The 16,429-nt window shown below is 47.0% G+C and carries 14 protein-coding genes; 6 read left to right on the forward strand and 8 right to left on the reverse strand.

What is annotated here, in order from left to right; genetic code table 11:
- Positions 1–22: 22 nt before the first annotated feature.
- A complete protein-coding gene (locus NIES2104_RS06105; protein WP_225895210.1) occupies positions 23–943 on the forward strand; it encodes an NAD(P)H-binding protein in 921 nt (306 codons plus the stop codon).
- 53 nt (positions 944–996) lie between these two features.
- Here NIES2104_RS06105 and NIES2104_RS06110 read toward each other — a convergent pair whose 3' ends face one another.
- Complete coding sequence (locus tag NIES2104_RS06110) at positions 997–1,833, reverse strand: Uma2 family endonuclease (protein WP_058996733.1); 837 nt, start codon at positions 1,831–1,833, stop codon at positions 997–999.
- A gap of 222 nt (positions 1,834–2,055) precedes the next feature.
- Here NIES2104_RS06110 and NIES2104_RS06115 point away from each other — a divergent pair, with 222 nt between their 5' ends.
- Entirely contained in the window at positions 2,056–4,014 is a 1,959-nt protein-coding gene (locus NIES2104_RS06115) for an HAD-IC family P-type ATPase (protein WP_058996735.1), read from the forward strand.
- Here NIES2104_RS06115 and NIES2104_RS06120 read toward each other — a convergent pair.
- Entirely contained in the window at positions 4,011–4,364 is a 354-nt protein-coding gene (locus NIES2104_RS06120) for a hypothetical protein (protein WP_058996737.1), read from the reverse strand. The two genes, NIES2104_RS06115 and NIES2104_RS06120, sit on opposite strands and share 4 nt — an antisense overlap.
- A gap of 104 nt (positions 4,365–4,468) precedes the next feature.
- The gene (locus NIES2104_RS06125; RefSeq protein WP_058996738.1) at positions 4,469–5,173 is read right to left on the reverse strand and encodes an HMA2 domain-containing protein; all 705 of its coding nucleotides are present in this window, start codon (positions 5,171–5,173) and stop codon (positions 4,469–4,471) included.
- 294 nt (positions 5,174–5,467) lie between these two features.
- Between NIES2104_RS06125 and NIES2104_RS06130 the strand changes: the two genes are divergently transcribed.
- The 3 genes from NIES2104_RS06130 to NIES2104_RS06135 all read left to right on the forward strand — a co-directional run bounded on the left by NIES2104_RS06130 (position 5,468) and on the right by NIES2104_RS06135 (position 10,053).
- The gene (locus tag NIES2104_RS06130) at positions 5,468–8,287 is read left to right on the forward strand and encodes a cation-translocating P-type ATPase (protein ID WP_225895211.1); all 2,820 of its coding nucleotides are present in this window, start codon (positions 5,468–5,470) and stop codon (positions 8,285–8,287) included.
- A gap of 397 nt (positions 8,288–8,684) precedes the next feature.
- Positions 8,685–8,831 carry a DUF454 family protein gene (locus tag NIES2104_RS31605; protein WP_072218175.1) on the forward strand — a complete coding sequence of 49 codons (147 nt, stop codon included), beginning with the start codon at positions 8,685–8,687 and terminating at the stop codon, positions 8,829–8,831.
- Between the two features lie 118 nt (positions 8,832–8,949).
- Positions 8,950–10,053, forward strand: a complete 1,104-nt coding sequence (locus tag NIES2104_RS06135; protein ID WP_058996742.1) for an ArsA family ATPase — start codon at positions 8,950–8,952, stop codon at positions 10,051–10,053.
- A gap of 238 nt (positions 10,054–10,291) precedes the next feature.
- Here NIES2104_RS06135 and NIES2104_RS06140 read toward each other — a convergent pair whose 3' ends face one another.
- Positions 10,292–10,483 (reverse strand): hypothetical protein, encoded by a 192-nt coding sequence (locus NIES2104_RS06140; protein ID WP_058996744.1) that lies wholly within the window; start codon positions 10,481–10,483, stop codon positions 10,292–10,294.
- A gap of 229 nt (positions 10,484–10,712) precedes the next feature.
- On the reverse strand, positions 10,713–11,024 hold the full coding sequence (locus NIES2104_RS06145; RefSeq protein WP_058996746.1) for a DUF5132 domain-containing protein: 312 nt from the start codon (positions 11,022–11,024) through the stop codon (positions 10,713–10,715).
- A 796-nt stretch (positions 11,025–11,820) separates the two neighbouring features.
- On the opposite strand from NIES2104_RS06145, the gene NIES2104_RS06150 reads away from it, so the two are divergent.
- Positions 11,821–12,135 carry a hypothetical protein gene (locus NIES2104_RS06150; RefSeq protein ID WP_058996748.1) on the forward strand — a complete coding sequence of 105 codons (315 nt, stop codon included), beginning with the start codon at positions 11,821–11,823 and terminating at the stop codon, positions 12,133–12,135.
- Between the two features lie 112 nt (positions 12,136–12,247).
- Here NIES2104_RS06150 and NIES2104_RS06155 read toward each other — a convergent pair whose 3' ends face one another.
- The 3 genes from NIES2104_RS06155 to NIES2104_RS06165 all read right to left on the reverse strand — a co-directional run bounded on the left by NIES2104_RS06155 (position 12,248) and on the right by NIES2104_RS06165 (position 15,972).
- The gene (locus NIES2104_RS06155; protein ID WP_058996750.1) at positions 12,248–12,949 is read right to left on the reverse strand and encodes a manganese efflux pump; all 702 of its coding nucleotides are present in this window, start codon (positions 12,947–12,949) and stop codon (positions 12,248–12,250) included.
- Between the two features lie 131 nt (positions 12,950–13,080).
- Entirely contained in the window at positions 13,081–13,824 is a 744-nt protein-coding gene (locus NIES2104_RS06160) for a DUF1345 domain-containing protein (protein WP_058996751.1), read from the reverse strand.
- Positions 13,825–14,655: 831 nt separating this feature from the next.
- On the reverse strand, positions 14,656–15,972 hold the full coding sequence (locus NIES2104_RS06165) for a ParB N-terminal domain-containing protein (protein ID WP_058996754.1): 1,317 nt from the start codon (positions 15,970–15,972) through the stop codon (positions 14,656–14,658).
- Positions 15,973–16,429 lie beyond the last annotated feature (457 nt).

The following is a 16,429-nucleotide window of genomic DNA, read 5'->3' on the forward strand; positions in this document are numbered from 1 at the left end:
TTTCTGAAGGTGAAAGGTTGCTATGATTATTCCGCCTTCAGACTCAGCCAGTTATGCAGTTTTCTACAATCTTTTACAGCGAATTGCCATGATTTTTGTAACGGGAGCATCGGGAAATGTAGGAGCGGCAGTGGTTGAAAGACTGCGCGATCGTCAGATTCCCTTTCGAGTCGGGCTGCGAAATTTGGAGCGGGCACAGCAAACGGGCGGGGAAGCCGTTCGGTTTGATTTTCTCGATGCTCGTACCTATCGTACTGCGGTACAGGGATGCGATGCCGTGTTTCTGCTGCGTCCGCCTGCTATTGCCGACACCCGCAAAACGCTCAACCCATTTCTCGAAGTGGCGCGGCAGGAAGGTGTCCGTCAGGTTGTCTTTGTCTCGGTTGCAGGAGCAGCCGACAATCGGATCGTGCCTCACTATGGAGTAGAACAACACCTGATGCAGAATCCTGGCGGCTGGACGATTCTCAGACCGGGCTTTTTCGCTCAGAATCTAGGAGGTGCCTACCGTACGGATATTGTGGAAAACGATCGCTTATTTGTGCCTGCGGGTCAGGGTTTAGTCGCTTTCATTGACGGACGCGACATTGCAGAAGTCGCGGTCAAGGCGCTGCTGGAACCGGATGCACACACAGGACAAAGTTACACGCTGACTGGATCAGAAGCAATGTCGTTTGATCAAGTTGCTGCGCTTCTCTCTGAAGAACTCGATCGCACGATCGTCTACAAACCCGCTAGTATTCCAGGCTATGGCTTTCATTTACTGCGCCGCCGAATGCCGATCGCTCAGATTGCCATTCAGACGATTCTTCACGTCGGATTACGATATGGACAAGCAGAAGCGGTAGACGATACGCTACCCAAACTGCTAGGACATCCGCCTCACTCGATGCGCGATTATCTCCACGACTTTCGATCGCTCTGGTTACGATCGAGTCATTGACCACACAAGAAGAACGCTGATCACGACTGATGCTTGAATTAGACATCGGAACATTAGATCTGCAACTCATCCACATCAATTCCTCGTGCGCGGAGTTGTTCCAGCAGACGTGCATTTTCTTGCTCCGCCTGCTCCGCTCTGGCTCGTTCTGCCTCCGCTCTGGTTCGTTCTGCCTCCGCTCTAGCTCGTTCTGTCTCCGCTCTAGCTCGTTCTGTCTCCGCTCTAGCTCGTTCTGCCTCTTCGGGTAGTGGCACAAGCTGCCCATCCGAATCATAAAATCGCAACCATTGGCAAGTTCCGGTAGCAGGTTCTCGATCGATTACGCCGTCCCAGGTTCCTAACCAGAGCTGTAAACTTTCACACCAGAGCCAGCCTTGTGCATTCGGTTGCAGCGGTTGATAGCCTTGACCCAGTTGGAGCCGCCAGCCTCGCAATGAATCGGGGTTAAACGGATCAAAGATAAAATAATCGGGAGTCTTAAAAATCCGTTCATAAAGGCGCTTCTTATCCTCACGGTCTACTCGTTCTGTGCTAGCAGATAAAAGCTCAACGATCACATCAGGATACCGCCCGTCTTCTTCCCATAGAATCCACGATTTTCGCTCTCGGCTGCCATCGACATCGAGCGCGACGAAGAAATCCGGTCCACGAAAGTCCCGATTCATCGCTTGATTGCGACTGTAATAGACAAACATATTGCCGCCTGCAAAGAAGTCAGTGCGGTCTCTAAGGGCGAACTGGACTGAACGAATTAGGAGATTCATCGCGATGCGATGGCGGGCGCTTTCCAAGGGGACTCCATCGTCAAAAGGGAGATCAGTCGGCGGGGTCGGCATCTCCCACTCAGGAGTAACCGGACTGGTCGAAGATTGTACGATCGACGTTTCCATAGACACCGCATGGGGATAGGAATGCCTTTCATTCTATCGCGATCGCTGAATTTGCTTTTGCGTCTTTGCGATCGTGCAATGGACTCGATCGACAAAGCCATCATACAAAATCTGTAAAACATAACTTTTGCAACAGAAAGCAATTGGAAAACGTGGTTTTGGCTTACGATAATAGCTCCATAAGCAGCATTGTTTCTTCGCCAAAAGAATTCGCTGATTGCAATGAATTATCAAATCGTCCACAGTATTGCCGGACGGTTACGCCTCCGTATTCCTCGATTGTGCGGCGATATCGATTTTGCCAATCGCTTAAATCGGCAAATCGAATCGCTTGCAGGCGTAACCGATGTTCGCATCAATTCAGCCGCTTGCTCGATCGTGATTACCTATGAAGCAAGAAACTGCGAAATCATGCAGCAACAGGTGCTCACTTGTCTATGGAAATCTGATGTTGCGGATCTAGCAGCGACGATCGATCCGCCTGAATCTTTTGAAGAGGCTGAACCTGAAGTCAATCATTGGCAGGATTTGGGCTTGCCTGCGGTGAGTTTAGCAGTGGCATTGTTAGCGGTTCCTTTAGAGTTACCTGCGATCGTTGTTGGAAGCGCGATCGCAGGAGCTGCAATGCCGTGGTTTGTTCGAGCGACTGAGAGCTTGGTCACACAGCGTCAGCCCAATGTTGATCTGCTAGATTCGCTCTGGATGACCTTGCAAACTTTACAGGGACAGTATGCGGCTCCCGCTTTGAAAACTTGTTTAGTCGAAGTGCGACGGGCGTTGCGCGGAACTACGGCAGAGCAACGGGAACGCGCCGCACGAGCAATTTTAGAAGAGTTCGATCGACCGAGATGGATTGAACTCAATGGAGAACGGAAATGGATGGCAGTGGGAACGATTCAACCGGGCGATCGTGTAGTCGTTCATTCAGGCGAATCGATTCCGGTGGATGGCTGGGTGTTAGAAGGCACAGCATTGATCAATGAGCAGAATTTAACTGGAGAGAATATTCCAGTGGTTTGTTCTGTCGGACAAGCCGTTTATGCGACCACACAAGTGTTAGAAGGCAAGCTTTGTATTGTTGCAGAACAAGTGGGGTGCAAGACTCGCATTGGTATTGTTGCTCAGCTTACTTTATCTGCTCCAGTGCATGACACAGAGATTGGGGTGCTGCAAGCTGAATTTTTGAGAAGTGCAATCTTCCCGACGATTTTGTTTGGTGGAGCAATGTTTGCGCTAACCGGGAACTTTGGAGCAGCCGTTTCGCCGTTTCAACTCGACTTTGGAAGTGGAATTCCCATCTCTGTTCATACGACGTTACTCAGCGCGTTAACTTACTCAGCAAGTCACGGTATCTATATTCGGAGTGCACGGACTTTAGAGCTACTTTCTCGATTAGATGCGATCGTTTTTGATCAAACTGGCTTGCTCGATCCAGTTGGAAGATTACGCGCTGAAAGTCAGACGACGATCGCAGAACTACAGCGTCAAGGGATTGAAATTTACTGGGTTACGCAAGAACACCATTCGATTAACATTCCTCAGCCGCATATCTGTGAGAAAACTTCACCGGAAATGCTTGTGTCTGGACTGCGGCATCAGGGTAAGACGGTTGCCTTTGTTGGAAGTCATGAACTTGCTGCGATTCAAGCGGATGTTTCGATTTCGTTTGCTGCTCAGCCTGATGGTTCGGATGTTGTCTTAATGCACGAAGATTTGCGCGGTTTGATCGAGGCGATCGCGATCGCGCAACGAGCAATTCAAGTGGTTTACGAAAATACAGCAATGATTGTATTGCCAAACTTGTTGATTCAGATTGGAGGAGGCATGATTTTGGGTGTGAATCCAGTAGTGAATGTGATTACGAACAATAGTTCTGCTTTTGTAGCTGAGTTTGTTCATGGAGCGCGTCCGTTGTTTGATCGACAAACTCCCACCCCGATCGCATCTCGTCGCCAAAAATCACGCAAAACGATTCAGCAAGGAACCACTCCAGCGCTACAAACTGCGGCGGAATTTTTGCGACAAGGCGAACTTGCAAGACGCTTAGGCGTTCCGTTTCAGACGTTGACTCCTCAGCGATCGAAGCCAGAATTCAAGCAATGGGCACAGAAAAAAGATCCTGAAGGAAAAGCTTGGCAGTATGATGCGACGTTGAAGGGCTTTTATGCGATCGAAAGTTAGCCCCAATCGCTATAAGTCGTTTGGGTGACAATTTTGAGTTGATTGGCAACGAGTTCTAAACCGCGTGTTGTTGCTTTTGCACCAAACACCTGCATAAAGGTTGGTAAGGCGGCAATGCCACCCGACATTGTACCCGCTACGATCGCGCCTGCGCTTGCAAGCACAAGACATTCTCCGACTGCTTTCCAAAACTCTTCATCTGCATTTTCTGGTGGATCAATCGATAGGAATGTATGAACGGTTGTACTTCGAGTCTCAAGCATTGGAAGTGGAACAAACCCTTGATTTGCAAGAATGACTCTAGCTTCTGGAAGACCTGGGATGCTGCCAATCGGAAGTAAAGTAGACATGTTGTAATCCGAAACAACAATGTAATTGATTATAGTCTCTGTACCTTGGGTTAGGACGGTTAAAAAGTTTATCGCAGCTATTGCTTGTGAGCAGTCGATCGCGTTTAAGTTAAATCTGGTTTTGCTAGCTTGCTCTTTTCATTTAGAGTCTCGTCTATGCTTTCTACTATTTTATGTGAGTCTGGTCTAGCAGTAACAGGATGAAACGATCGAGAAACTGCGTCATAGTACCAAGCGATTCTTTCTGGATCTTGAGCTTGCGTCCAAATCTGAAAATCTGCTTTTGTTCTACGGCGTGTAATCGCTTGCGAAGTCACTTTTAATCGTTCCGCGAGTGATGCGGTGGAATGAGGTTCGGGAAGCGAACTTTCCGGCGCTAGAGTGCTTGGAGTTTCGTCGATCGAGACAGATTCATCCCAAGGAGAAGGGATTTCAGGAATGACAGATGATTGGACTGGGGCAGACTGAGAAGTTTCAGAAACTGGCTCAGGTTCATCAGGTTCCGCTTCGGGTGGAGTCTCGATCGTAGTTGTCTGAATCGGAGGAGTCAGTTTAACTTGCTGCATTAAACCAATGAAGAGTTCTTCTGCTTCTGCAATACTAATCTGTTTCGAGTTGTACTCAATCACGATCGAGTGTGCGAGTGGATTCAGCCGAACCGCATTGACATAACTCAATGCTTCTAATAGTCGTTGGTATTTGCTGGCAGATTCCACATCCGTTTCGAGCCAGGAAACCCGAATCCGAGTTCGCCCAGCGATCGAGTGAACAATCTGGTAGCCAATCTGTTTCAAGAGATATTCCAGCATATAGTAGGTTGATCAACATCATACAAGAACTTTTACGAACGATTAATGAAATTGCTGTCTGCACAATCCTGCTTCAAATTCGAGCGGTAATAATTGCCAATGCTTGTGTTCGATTTGAGCAGAGTTCTATCGCGTCTAAGTAGCCGAACGGTAACCAACTCGATCGAACTTCATCAATCTTATTCAAACCATTTAATAGTGCTAAGCAGACTATTAAATTACTAAAAAATAGTGCTATAACTCAGAATAGCTTTTTTGGAATTAAATACTATGTCTTCGATGTCTCCCCCAGTTATGGCTGAGCCAGTAACGACTGTGGCTTGGCACACGTTGGAAGCAGAGAAATCGCTCTACAATCTTCGGAGCAATCGCACCGATGGACTCACGAGCGATTCTGTGGTCGATCGTCTAGAGAAGTACGGAGCCAATGAACTCACCGAAACGGGCAGCAGGAGTGCCCTAGCAGTCTTATGGGATCAATTCAAAAACATCATGTTATTGATGCTGATTGCAGTCGCGGTGATTTCTGCAATCTTAGACATCCGGGAAGGATTCACTACCGGTACCTTTCCATTTCCCAAGGATGCGGTTGCCATTTTTGTTGTTGTGCTGCTCAATGGTGCTCTGGGCTATCTTCAGGAAAGCCGAGCCGAGAAAGCGTTAGCCGCTTTGAAAGGATTATCCTCGCCGAGAGTTCGGGTACTGCGCGATGGTAAACCGATGGAGGTCAATTCTAAAGACCTCGTTCCAGGCGATGTCATGCTGTTAGAGGCAGGAGTGAAGATTTCAGCCGATGGCAGATTGCTCGAAGCGATTAATCTACAAGCACGTGAAGCTGCTTTGACCGGAGAAGCTCATGCTGTCACCAAGCAAGCAGAAGTGATTTTGCCAGAAGATGCCCCGTTGGGCGATCGCATTAATTTAGTGTTTGAAGGGACAGAAATCGTTCAGGGACGTGGAACGGTTTTAGTTACAGAAACCGGAATGCGAACCGAGCTAGGAAAAATTGCGGCAGCCTTACAATCGGTTGAGACTGAGCCGACTCCACTCCAGAAGCGGATGAATCAACTCGGCAATACTTTAGTGACCGGTGCTTTGATTCTCGTGACGATTACGATCGTGGGTGGCACCTTATTCAAGCCGAGTTTGTTTGAAGAATTAGTTAAAGTGTCGCTCAGTATGGCAGTTGCAGTCGTGCCAGAAGGCTTGCCTGCGGTGATTACGGTAACACTGGCGCTGGGAACTCAGCGAATGGTGCGAAGAAATGCTCTGATTCGGAAGCTTCCCGCTGTTGAAACTCTGGGTTCTGTGACGACGATTTGTTCTGATAAGACGGGAACCTTGACGCAAAACAAAATGGTTGTGCAAGCCGTTCACACGCACGAATGTTCTGTAAAAGTTACGGGTGAAGGATACAGCCCGAATGGTGAGTTTTTGATTGACGATCGTACGATCGAGCCAAATCAGCATCCCGATCTGCAAGCCTTGTTACTTGCCTGTGTGCTGTGTAATGATGCGGTGCTGCAACGAGAACAAGGTGAGTGGGCAATTCTCGGTGATCCAACTGAAGGCGCATTGCTTTCTCTAGCGGCAAAAGCAGGATTAGACAAGCAGAAAAAAGACCGATGGTTGCCGCGTGTAGCAGAGTTCCCATTCTCATCAGAACGAAAGCGAATGAGTGTGATCGTCGATGCTCAAGGACATCGCCATGAGTCAACTTTGAGTCTGGCATTGATGGATCAGAACTATCAGCCCTACTTTATGTTTACTAAGGGTTCGCCAGAACTCACTTTAGAGCGATGCACTCATATCGAGACGGCAACCGGAACTGAACGCTTGAACGATCGACAACGAAACAGCATTCTTCAGCGGAATAATGTGCTGGCAAGTCGAGGCTTACGAGTGTTGGGGTTTGCTTATAAAACCTTGAACGAAATTCCTCCAGAATCGTCAGAAAACCGCTCTGAACAGGAGTTAGTCTGGCTAGGCTTGGTGGGAATGCTCGATGCGCCTCGTCCAGAAGTGCGTGAAGCGGTTTCCCGGTGTCGGAGTGCTGGAATTCGTCCGGTGATGATTACGGGTGATCATCAGTTAACAGCGAAGGCGGTTGCAGAAGATTTGGGCATTGCTCGTGCAGGCGATCGAGTCTTAACAGGTCGTGAATTAGAAAAATTCGATGCCTCACAACTCGAAAGTCAAGTTGATCAAGTGAGTGTTTATGCTCGTGTTTCACCCGAACATAAACTACGGATTGTTCAAGCTTTGCAACGTCGCAAACACATTGTTGCTATGACGGGCGATGGCGTGAATGATGCACCTGCACTAAAACAAGCGGACATCGGGGTCGCGATGGGCATCACAGGTACAGATGTCAGTAAAGAAGCGAGTGATATGGTGCTGCTCGATGATAACTTCTCGACGATCGTATCCGCGATCGAGGAAGGGCGCGTCGTTTATATCAACATTCGGCGCTTTATTCGGTATATTTTGGGCAGCAACATCGGGGAAGTGATGACGATCGCGGCGGCTCCGTTGTTAGGACTCGGCGGAGTGCCGTTATCGCCGTTGCAAATTTTGTGGATGAACTTAGTGACAGATGGGGTGCCTGCGTTGGCGTTAGCGGTTGAGCCAGGACGACCGATCGTGATGAAAAATCCGCCCAAGGATACGCAAGAAAGCATTTTTGCGCGGGGACTAGGGGCTTATATGATTCGGATCGGGCTTGTGCTGGCAGTGGTGACGATCACGATGATGGTGTGGGCGTATGGGTATACCGAGCAGGTACAAGGGGGATTGTTAGAGCGCGATCGCTGGAAAACGATGGTGTTTACCACGCTGTGTCTGGCGCAGATGGGTCATGCTTTGGCAATTCGATCGAATACCCGATTGTTTATTGAGGTGAATGCGTTCTCGAATCCGTTTATGTTAGCTTCGGTGGTGTTTACGGTGATGCTTCAGTTAATGCTGATCTATGTAGAGCCATTACGGAATTTCTTTAGTACGCATTTTCTGAGCTTTACGGAGTTGATGGTTTGTGTGGGCTTTAGTGCGTTGATCTTTGTTTGGATCGAACTGGAGAAGTTGTTTATTCGATGGTTTGTCGATCGACGGTAAGAGGGAGTTTGAAACGTATAGAAAGTCTTTTCGCTTCGATTGCACCCCGCCCTGAAATGAATTTCGGGCTAACTGTGGAAAGTCTACTGAAGTAGACTGGGAGGCGGTTTGAAGTTCTTAGTCCATTTCAATGGACTTGCGCCGATTAGCCCAAAATTCATTTCAGGGCGGGACGATGCAGCGAACGAAAGCTCCTCAAACACTCTCTAAGGTTGCTTTGAACTGTGAATTAGATAAAATGCCTAATTCACAGTTTTTTTCATCAGATTTATTGTGCTAAGCTGAGAGCTATAGCAAGCTTAAATTAGTTGTAAGAGTAAGCTTCTAGTTTGTCCGGGTAAGATGCTGACCCTAAAGGTCAGTTAGGTTTGCTAAATCAAATCATTCGGTAATGCAAATGTTTAAACAGATTAGAAATGCGGCAAGAATTGTTGCGGGCACGGTCTGTGCGATCGTGGGCGTGATTGGGGTTATTCTCCCTTTGATTCCTGGGATTCCTTTTCTGATTCTTTCTGCTGTTTGTTTTAGCTCATTGGAGCCTTAGTCTGACGATTAGACCTTCTGCATGAATCTTTCATGTAGGAGGTCTATTGAATTTGCTGCCTCGCTGCCATCTGTTACAAGGAACAGATGGGGATTTTGTCGTACTTGGAGATGGCATCATGAGCAGAATTATTACATTTTTGGGTCAAGCAGGAACGGGACAGACTACACTCGCGATCGCAACGGCGAAATGGTTTACCGAACGAAATCAAAGCGTTCTGCTGGTCACTCACAATCCTAGTCCCAGTGCCGAAAGACTGCTGGGAATTCCTTTAGCAGCGCAGCCTCAAGTGATTTCAGCAAAACTAGAAGCGGTTCAACTCCAGACAACGGTGCTACTAGAGCAGTCTTGGAAGACGCTAAAAGAGCTAGTTTCGATTTATCTTCCGACTCCTGCTTTAGCTGATGAAATTTATCCTGGAGAGCTAATCATCCTGCCTGGATTTGATAGTGTGCTGGCATTCAATGCGCTGTGTCAGTACTATCTAAGTGGTGACTACGATGTGATTATCTATGATGGGCGCGGGGATCTTGAAACACTCCGATTATTGGGCGTTCCGCATGTTTTAGATTGGTACTTCCGGCGGTTCTATCGCTTCTTTCAGAATTTAGATTTGTCGAAGATTGTAGAGTTGATCGGGGGACCGATCGCTAGTGCTCTATTCACGACCAACATTGATACGCAGAAGATCGAACAGGAGATGAAGCAGGTTCGGAACTGGATTGATCAAGGGGTTGCAGTCGTGAACAATCCGCAGCAATTCACTGCCTATTTAGTCACGATCGATGAACCGAGCGCGATCGCACAAGCACAATGGCTGTGGGGCAGTGCTCAACAGGTCAGACTCAGAGCAAGTGGTGTTTTGGTCTATCAGCATCAAGGCAATGAGATGCCGGAATTACAGCAAGCGTTTGAGCCGTTAGCGGTTTATTCAGTTCCAACCCTGCGCGACGAGAATTGGGAACCGCTGATCAGAGCACTGCCTGATTTCGATCAGATTCCATCGGTTCCTGATCCGGTTGAGATTGACCTAGCACAGCGTCAAGTTCGAGTGTTTTTACCTGGCTTGAATCGGAAGCAAGTAAAGCTCACTCAATATGGTTCAGAAGTAATCGTTGAAGCAGGCGATCAAAGACAGAATATTGCTTTGCCTCCTGAGCTTCAAGGACTGCTCATTCAATCGGGGAAGTTTGAGGAACCGTATTTGATTATTACGCTCTGATATCGAATCCATCTGTTAATGCTGTAGATCCTCGCCCCCTAAATCCCCCAGAATGGGGGACTTTGAAACCTGCAACAGTTCTGACTTCCAGGGAGATTTCACACTCAAAGTCCCCCACGAGTGGGGGATTTAGGGGGCTACCCAGATCTGTAGCGATTAAAGATCAATTTAATATGAGTCGCAAAAAAGCTGGAGACTAAGATTTGGTCTCCAGCTTGCAAGGCAAAATAGTTCAGAACTAGCGATCGATAGAATTTTTCACTTGTTGCGCTTTTGGCACCATCTCAGCCGTGTTCTTACTGGAAGTTTGAGGGTGGCTGAGAGTCCAAGACAAATTGATCGCACTAAACAGTAACAGTAACGAAAGTGGCGCAGCGGTCAGTATCGTAGCCAGACTGCGAACATTCAAGAAATCTGGATGTTCAGACATAAAACCTCCGGTGTTGAATGGATCATGGCTTGCGCGATCGCAAATTTGAGCGAAATGTCTGTCCTTGTACAAATCAATCAGGATGGCTGTAGTACTCTTCCTTGAAGCGAACTCAATTTCAAGAGAAAATCGTCTCTATCCCTGCTGAGACAGCATAGACAGAGATAGAAGATGAGGGTTTCCGAAGAATGCTTGGAAGCTTCAGAGCGCGTTTTACGAAATCACGCAGCTACCCGATGGTCACTTCGCGAGGAATACTCTCTTCTGTGCCGTTCTTCGAGTTTCCCATCTCTGATTTTGCTTCAGCAATCAAATCTTGCATCGATTCACTCGCTTCAGCCACAGCATGTTGAGCCTTGTCAAAGGTTTCAAATGCCACAATCAAACCATTCTTTGCAACGTTTCTCGTGCCCTCTGAAAGTGTACTTCCCGTCATTGAATCGATCGCGCCCACAACCGGCACGAGAACTAACGCTCCCACACCAATTGTCATTGCGGTCACTGGCTCTAGCCCTAACAACAAAGCTTCTAGCTCAAACATGGGTCTAAACCTCCAGAATTTTAGAGTGAGGATACTTGCGAAACAGTGTTCCGCAAACTTAAAAGCGGCTGGAAATACTGCATCAATCTTGTATCGTTGCTGTCAAACCAAAACAGCTTCAGAACAGACCAGAGTCTGATACGAATTGTATGAAAATCAAGCTGAGGATTAACTGCATCATTGAGATAGATGCGGATCAACAGGTGACAAGAGAAGGTTACGCGGTTCTAGCAATTCAGTAACTCTGTCACGCCTTTTACTTTAACCTAAGAAGGTAATGCTAGGTATATCTAATAATACTGAAAAACAGTACTAAGCAATCGAGTATTTAACTTTCTTAAAATGCTACTCGGAATAAAAATTAAGCAACTGTTCTTGTCGCAGCTACAATAAGCAAATCTATATGGTTAACTGAGTGAGAAAGCCGGGATATCAGTTCTGGTTAAGCTAGACTTAGCAAGAAGTGAACATTCACAGCCTTCACATTCTAAGATAAGTCTTCTATAATTCCTGTACATCAAGTCAGCAGATTTGAAGTGCTTTAACTGATCTGTGTTCAGTTAGATGACCCGGTTCCTCGATCGCGGTCTAGCCCAAAGTAATCAAGGGAGCAATACAAGTCTTCTCGTTTGTATTGTTCGCTCTTATGGAGTTCTTAGAGCATCATGAGATATTTGACCTCAAGGTGCTTTTTTTTGTCTAGATCATTCGCAACTCGAAGTTTTCGCTCATGTTCTAAGTTTTCCTGACTTGCTCAAAGCAAGCGTTCCTTACACCTCACACGGAGATTGCAGCTATGGCGTTTATCAAGCTTGAGGACGTTGTGATCAATACCTCTTACATCGCTGCGATCCGTTTGGAGTGCAGGACGCGATCGGGAGAGCCTTGCGTCTCGCTATTGATTGCAATTCCACCTGCCGCACTCTGCCCGCAAGAGTCCCCGACCCAGGGTTTATATCACTATGAATGGTTGCGCTTTACCGGAGATGCAGCGCGGGCACTCCAGGATTATTTTAGTAGTTTTAATAATGTGATTGATTTGCTTCCGCAATACAGTACGTCAACTTGCTGTAGCAATTCATCCTGGTCGAGTGGAGGATCTCCAGATTGATGCGTAAAGCCCCCTAAATTTGAACAATCTAGAGGGCTGGAATGATTGCTTAAACAGCAATCCGATCGACTTCGGTGAGTGGAACTCGAACAGTCCTTCTATGCGCTGAGATCTAAGGAATGAAATACTCATAAATTCCTAATGCAATCACCATCAGCCCAGACACCACACCCGCAGAGATGCCCGTGATTCTGGTGGTAAAGCGATCGCCTAAATAGTATCCGCCTGAAACCGCCATCACGCTAAATGCAAAGGTCAATCCAGTTGTGAAGGGCACATTAAAATCAGAGATGCCTGCCCCCACTCCAGTGCCAAGATTGTTAATGGTTAGCCCAAACGCGATCGCAATTGCTTCTCGAACATCGATATAACCCGATTGATCAGTATCGGCTTTCTCTGGATTTTCCAGAAAACTTTCATAAGAAAGACTATCTATCGAAGACGACTCAACGGCTTGAGATTGAACAAATTGAGTCGAGTCCATTCCAACCGCAACGAGCGATCGCGATCGCGTCTGTCTCATTTTTACGCTCTGCCGCTTGCGCTCTCGTTCCAACGTGTCCCAAATTCCCCAAATCCCGATCGCAATCAAAACTCCGCTCCCCAAGAAATTTGCAACTTGATCCGATAAGTACCGTCCAATGACTTCTCCGACCGAGAGCGAGAGCAATGTTCCCAAGGCTGAAACCAATGCAATTAGAAGGTTGCTTAATCGCCCGATTCGCAGGTTTTTTACACCATAAGCAACTGCGACTGCAAAGTTATCGACATTCGAGGAAAAACATAAAATAAATGCAGAAAGAAGATGTGTCATTGCGAAGAATCCTACCCGATGTGAGGTGTGCGACGGATTGAAAAGAACTCATCATTTAGCTCCAACGCTGCCAGAGACGATAGTGATCGCCGTGCCAATCATGTCAATAGAATTACGATCGCGGATGAGTGTTAAAGCAATCCGCCAACAACACCGACACTCAAGGCAATGATGACACTATAGAAAAAGAATGAGACTAACCCATGACCCAAAGCAAGTCGCCGCATTGAAGCTGTGTTGATTGAAATATCTGAAGTCTGAGAAGTCATGCCGATCGTAAATGAGAAATAGAGAAAGTCTAGAAAATCTGGCTGTCCTTCATCGGGAAGTGTGATTCCTCCGGCATAGTCTGCTTCTGGATTGGTGCAATCTTCGCGGTAGTAGCAACTGGTGTAATGCAATGCAAACATCGTATGGGTTAAGAACCAGGACGATAGAATTGCGACGACCGACAAGACGATTTGAAGGGTTGTAACCGCAGACGGAACCTCTTTATTGTCTACGAGCATGAGTGCGATCGCGAAAATACTCGTGAGTGCGGTGCAGACCACCAGCAAAAAGATTGTCCAGTGTTGAGCTTCTTGATTTTGGGCGCGAACGTAAGTTGTCTGTGGATCGGCGCGACTCATCATTAAAAATACAAGGGTGAGAAAAAAGGCGTTGCCCGCAATCCAAGAAGCGAGGATGCGACTATCAAGGTGCATTGAATCTGGAAATAGCAAAAAGACTGCCATACCAACCATGATCGATAGTCCAATTCGATATCGAGAGTCAAGCTGAGTTAATGTCTGAATGATTGGATAGCCCAAATTCTTCAACAATCGAGGTCTAGCGCGTAAAGAATTGGCGCGATTCGATAGAGGATTCGTTTTCATAGTGCTTTTAGGAATGCTGACGGAACTGGGAGAAAAGGTTGCATCAAGTCAGATTCGTGAAGGCAAAGAAGCGATCCTCCTGGAGGAGGTTCCAGGAGGGTCGATGTTCACATAAGCAGTTAACAACGATGATTCAACTCACTCACACCTTTCGGCAGCAAGTTATGCGATCGTCAAATTTAGCTTGAAGAGAACGCAGGAGATTCCTAGACTCTGAGATGCAGAGCGAACGAGCTGCGAGTGCAACTTAATGTGCAGAAGTGACTCAACTAAAATTCCTGCAAGTCCTGTTAAAAGCTTCGATCGCTCTTAACTTGCTTGACTAACAAGTTTACTGTATGTCTCAAGAGAGAGATAGAAACTTTTGTAAACTCAATATTTCAGATGGTTAAGGAGTGCAACGGGTTTGTAGATTGAGCACGATCGATAAAGTAGACTTCCTGCATGAATCCGAACTGCCAGCCGAATAGAATTCGGGGCTACACAGACAAAGTGTGCGTCAAGCACACTAGGAGGATGTTTGAAAAGTTGTCGTTCGTTGCCACATCCCGCCCTGAAATGAATTTCGGGCTAATCGGCGCAAGTCCTTTGAAAAGGACTAAGAGACTGAAACTGGCTCCCAGTCTACTTCAGTAGACTTTCGTCGGTTAGCCCGAAATTCCATTTCAGGGCGGGAAGCAATCGAAGCGAATAGACTTTATATACTTTTCAAACACCCTCTAACAACCGTTTTTCGGTCAGTCCGCGCCCGGTGGACTTCGTTTGTATAGCCGCGAATTCTATTCGCTAGGGCATTAATTCATCTATAAACCGAAGAACGTCTTTATCCAATCAATCCGTTTTCTCAGGAGCCGCTCCTGTCCACGTTTGCCATCGATCGAGCGCCCGATTGACCAACTCCGGAGCAGTCTCACCCGCAAAACAAACCCGATCCATGCGCTCACACGTCATCAAGACTTCTCCATTGCCCAAACCTGGATTTAAGACAAAATGACCTGGCTTCGTGTAGAGACTGACCAAATACGAGACGATCGCCTCTATTCCTTCAATTCCTAAAGGTTGCTCTGGCTTTAACAAGGAATGATGTGAAAACAGTCCAAGATAAAGATCGCCAATCAGTAGCTCAAACTGAAAGGGCAGTTGATGAATGCGGCAAAACTGATGAATGCCTCCCTGAGTTCGTAACACCGCAACAACTCGCGCTTCATCTGCTAGAAAATCATGATTCCAATCCACCTGCGGAGGAACGATCGCTAACGCCGCATTAGAAGGCAAACAATCGCGAAATCCCTCGCTCGTCGTTTCGCCGTAATACACTAAGTGTCGTTTCAGCAACCAAGTATCACCCCATTGCAGATTCCGTTTCGCCGTTTTAACTACGATCGATTCCTTAGTCGCCGCTTTTCTGGTCGATTTTGCGACTTTTTCCGCCTCCACGCTTTGCAGCGCCATGATCTGAAGTTCTTTCTGTTTCGCTCTTGCTTCCTCTGCGATTCTGGCTTGTTTGGCGGCTTCTGCTCTTAGGCGTTTCGCCTCGGCTTGTTTCGCGGCTCGTTCCGCTTGTTCTGCTTGTTTGCGCTCTTCACCTCCAGCGCGGGCAACTTGAAGTAGAGCCTTCGGACTTTTTGCCGCTGAAGTGCCGCGAATTAATGTTTTGACTTCCGGTACAATGTCTCGCGCAATTTGTTTACCTTGCTGAAAGGTGCGCTCGGTGTAGCCGATTTCTTGTGCGAGTTCAACTGTCGTTTTCGGAGGTGGTGAATTCGTTTCGCCTCCTCTTTGAGTAAATTGGTTATCGCCCGCCCGCGCCCGTAGTCCCATACGATCGAGAATCGAATCTCGCTCTAGCCAAAGCTCCGATCGCTCTAACGCATCGAGTTCATTGCGAATCAGATTCTCATCAATCTCAGCTAAGCGGGCATGATCGCGATCGCAGCTCACCACCTTGCATTCAATTTGAGTAAATCCCAACAGTTTGCAAGCGGTTAACCGATGCAGCCCCGCAATCAGCGTAAAATTCTGGTCGAGCGTAATTGGATTGAGTAAGCCATTGGTCTGGATCGATTGCATCAAGTCCGCCACCTTTTGATCCTTCAAAGGTCGCCGATTTAATCCCACACTCACTTTATCAATATCAATAAGAGACATAATAGATTCGAGTTCTAATGCGTTGTATTTGAAGCTAAGGTAGAGGTACAGTCCTAGATTTTATAGAGGTGCGATTTTAGGAGCTTCCCCCGATCGCACGAGAGTCACTGGGAGTGCAAACAAGCAGAAATAGAGCGCATAATCCGAACTCAACACAGGAGAACAACTCTGGCGGCAAAGCTAAATTTTCGTACTAATTTTTCTTTGATATAATATACCAGGACGATCGTGAAATGCCTTTCTTGTTTTGATTCTTTTTTAAATTGAGCGTTCATAGCAGGATTGGTTTATTGTGAAAAAATCTCGCTCTTAAGCTTCCCCTTCGCTTAAAGAGAATCGACTAAAAGGATACGCTTACATCTCCATCCTCCGGCAAAGCATGTTGAGCGGTAATCTATCGCAAGATATGTTGAAGAACTTTGTTATCCCTGACACAATCCAGTTTATCAGACCGCGC

This window comes from Leptolyngbya sp. NIES-2104 (assembly GCF_001485215.1).
Lineage (GTDB): Bacteria > Cyanobacteriota > Cyanobacteriia > Leptolyngbyales > Leptolyngbyaceae > Leptolyngbya.

Excerpts from the sequence above, each read along its gene's own strand:
- NIES2104_RS06105 (WP_225895210.1), top strand. The coding sequence starts at position 23 with ATGATTATTCCGCCTTCAGACTCAGCCAGTTATGCAGTTTTCTACAAT.
- NIES2104_RS06110 (WP_058996733.1), bottom strand. The coding sequence starts at position 1,833 with ATGGAAACGTCGATCGTACAATCTTCGACCAGTCCGGTTACTCCTGAG.
- NIES2104_RS06115 (WP_058996735.1), top strand. The coding sequence starts at position 2,056 with ATGAATTATCAAATCGTCCACAGTATTGCCGGACGGTTACGCCTCCGT.
- NIES2104_RS06120 (WP_058996737.1), bottom strand. The coding sequence starts at position 4,364 with ATGTCTACTTTACTTCCGATTGGCAGCATCCCAGGTCTTCCAGAAGCT.
- NIES2104_RS06125 (WP_058996738.1), bottom strand. The coding sequence starts at position 5,173 with ATGCTGGAATATCTCTTGAAACAGATTGGCTACCAGATTGTTCACTCG.
- NIES2104_RS06130 (WP_225895211.1), top strand. The coding sequence starts at position 5,468 with ATGGCTGAGCCAGTAACGACTGTGGCTTGGCACACGTTGGAAGCAGAG.
- NIES2104_RS31605 (WP_072218175.1), top strand. The coding sequence starts at position 8,685 with ATGTTTAAACAGATTAGAAATGCGGCAAGAATTGTTGCGGGCACGGTC.
- NIES2104_RS06135 (WP_058996742.1), top strand. The coding sequence starts at position 8,950 with ATGAGCAGAATTATTACATTTTTGGGTCAAGCAGGAACGGGACAGACT.
- NIES2104_RS06140 (WP_058996744.1), bottom strand. The coding sequence starts at position 10,483 with ATGTCTGAACATCCAGATTTCTTGAATGTTCGCAGTCTGGCTACGATA.
- NIES2104_RS06145 (WP_058996746.1), bottom strand. The coding sequence starts at position 11,024 with ATGTTTGAGCTAGAAGCTTTGTTGTTAGGGCTAGAGCCAGTGACCGCA.
- NIES2104_RS06150 (WP_058996748.1), top strand. The coding sequence starts at position 11,821 with ATGGCGTTTATCAAGCTTGAGGACGTTGTGATCAATACCTCTTACATC.
- NIES2104_RS06155 (WP_058996750.1), bottom strand. The coding sequence starts at position 12,949 with ATGACACATCTTCTTTCTGCATTTATTTTATGTTTTTCCTCGAATGTC.
- NIES2104_RS06160 (WP_058996751.1), bottom strand. The coding sequence starts at position 13,824 with ATGAAAACGAATCCTCTATCGAATCGCGCCAATTCTTTACGCGCTAGA.
- NIES2104_RS06165 (WP_058996754.1), bottom strand. The coding sequence starts at position 15,972 with ATGTCTCTTATTGATATTGATAAAGTGAGTGTGGGATTAAATCGGCGA.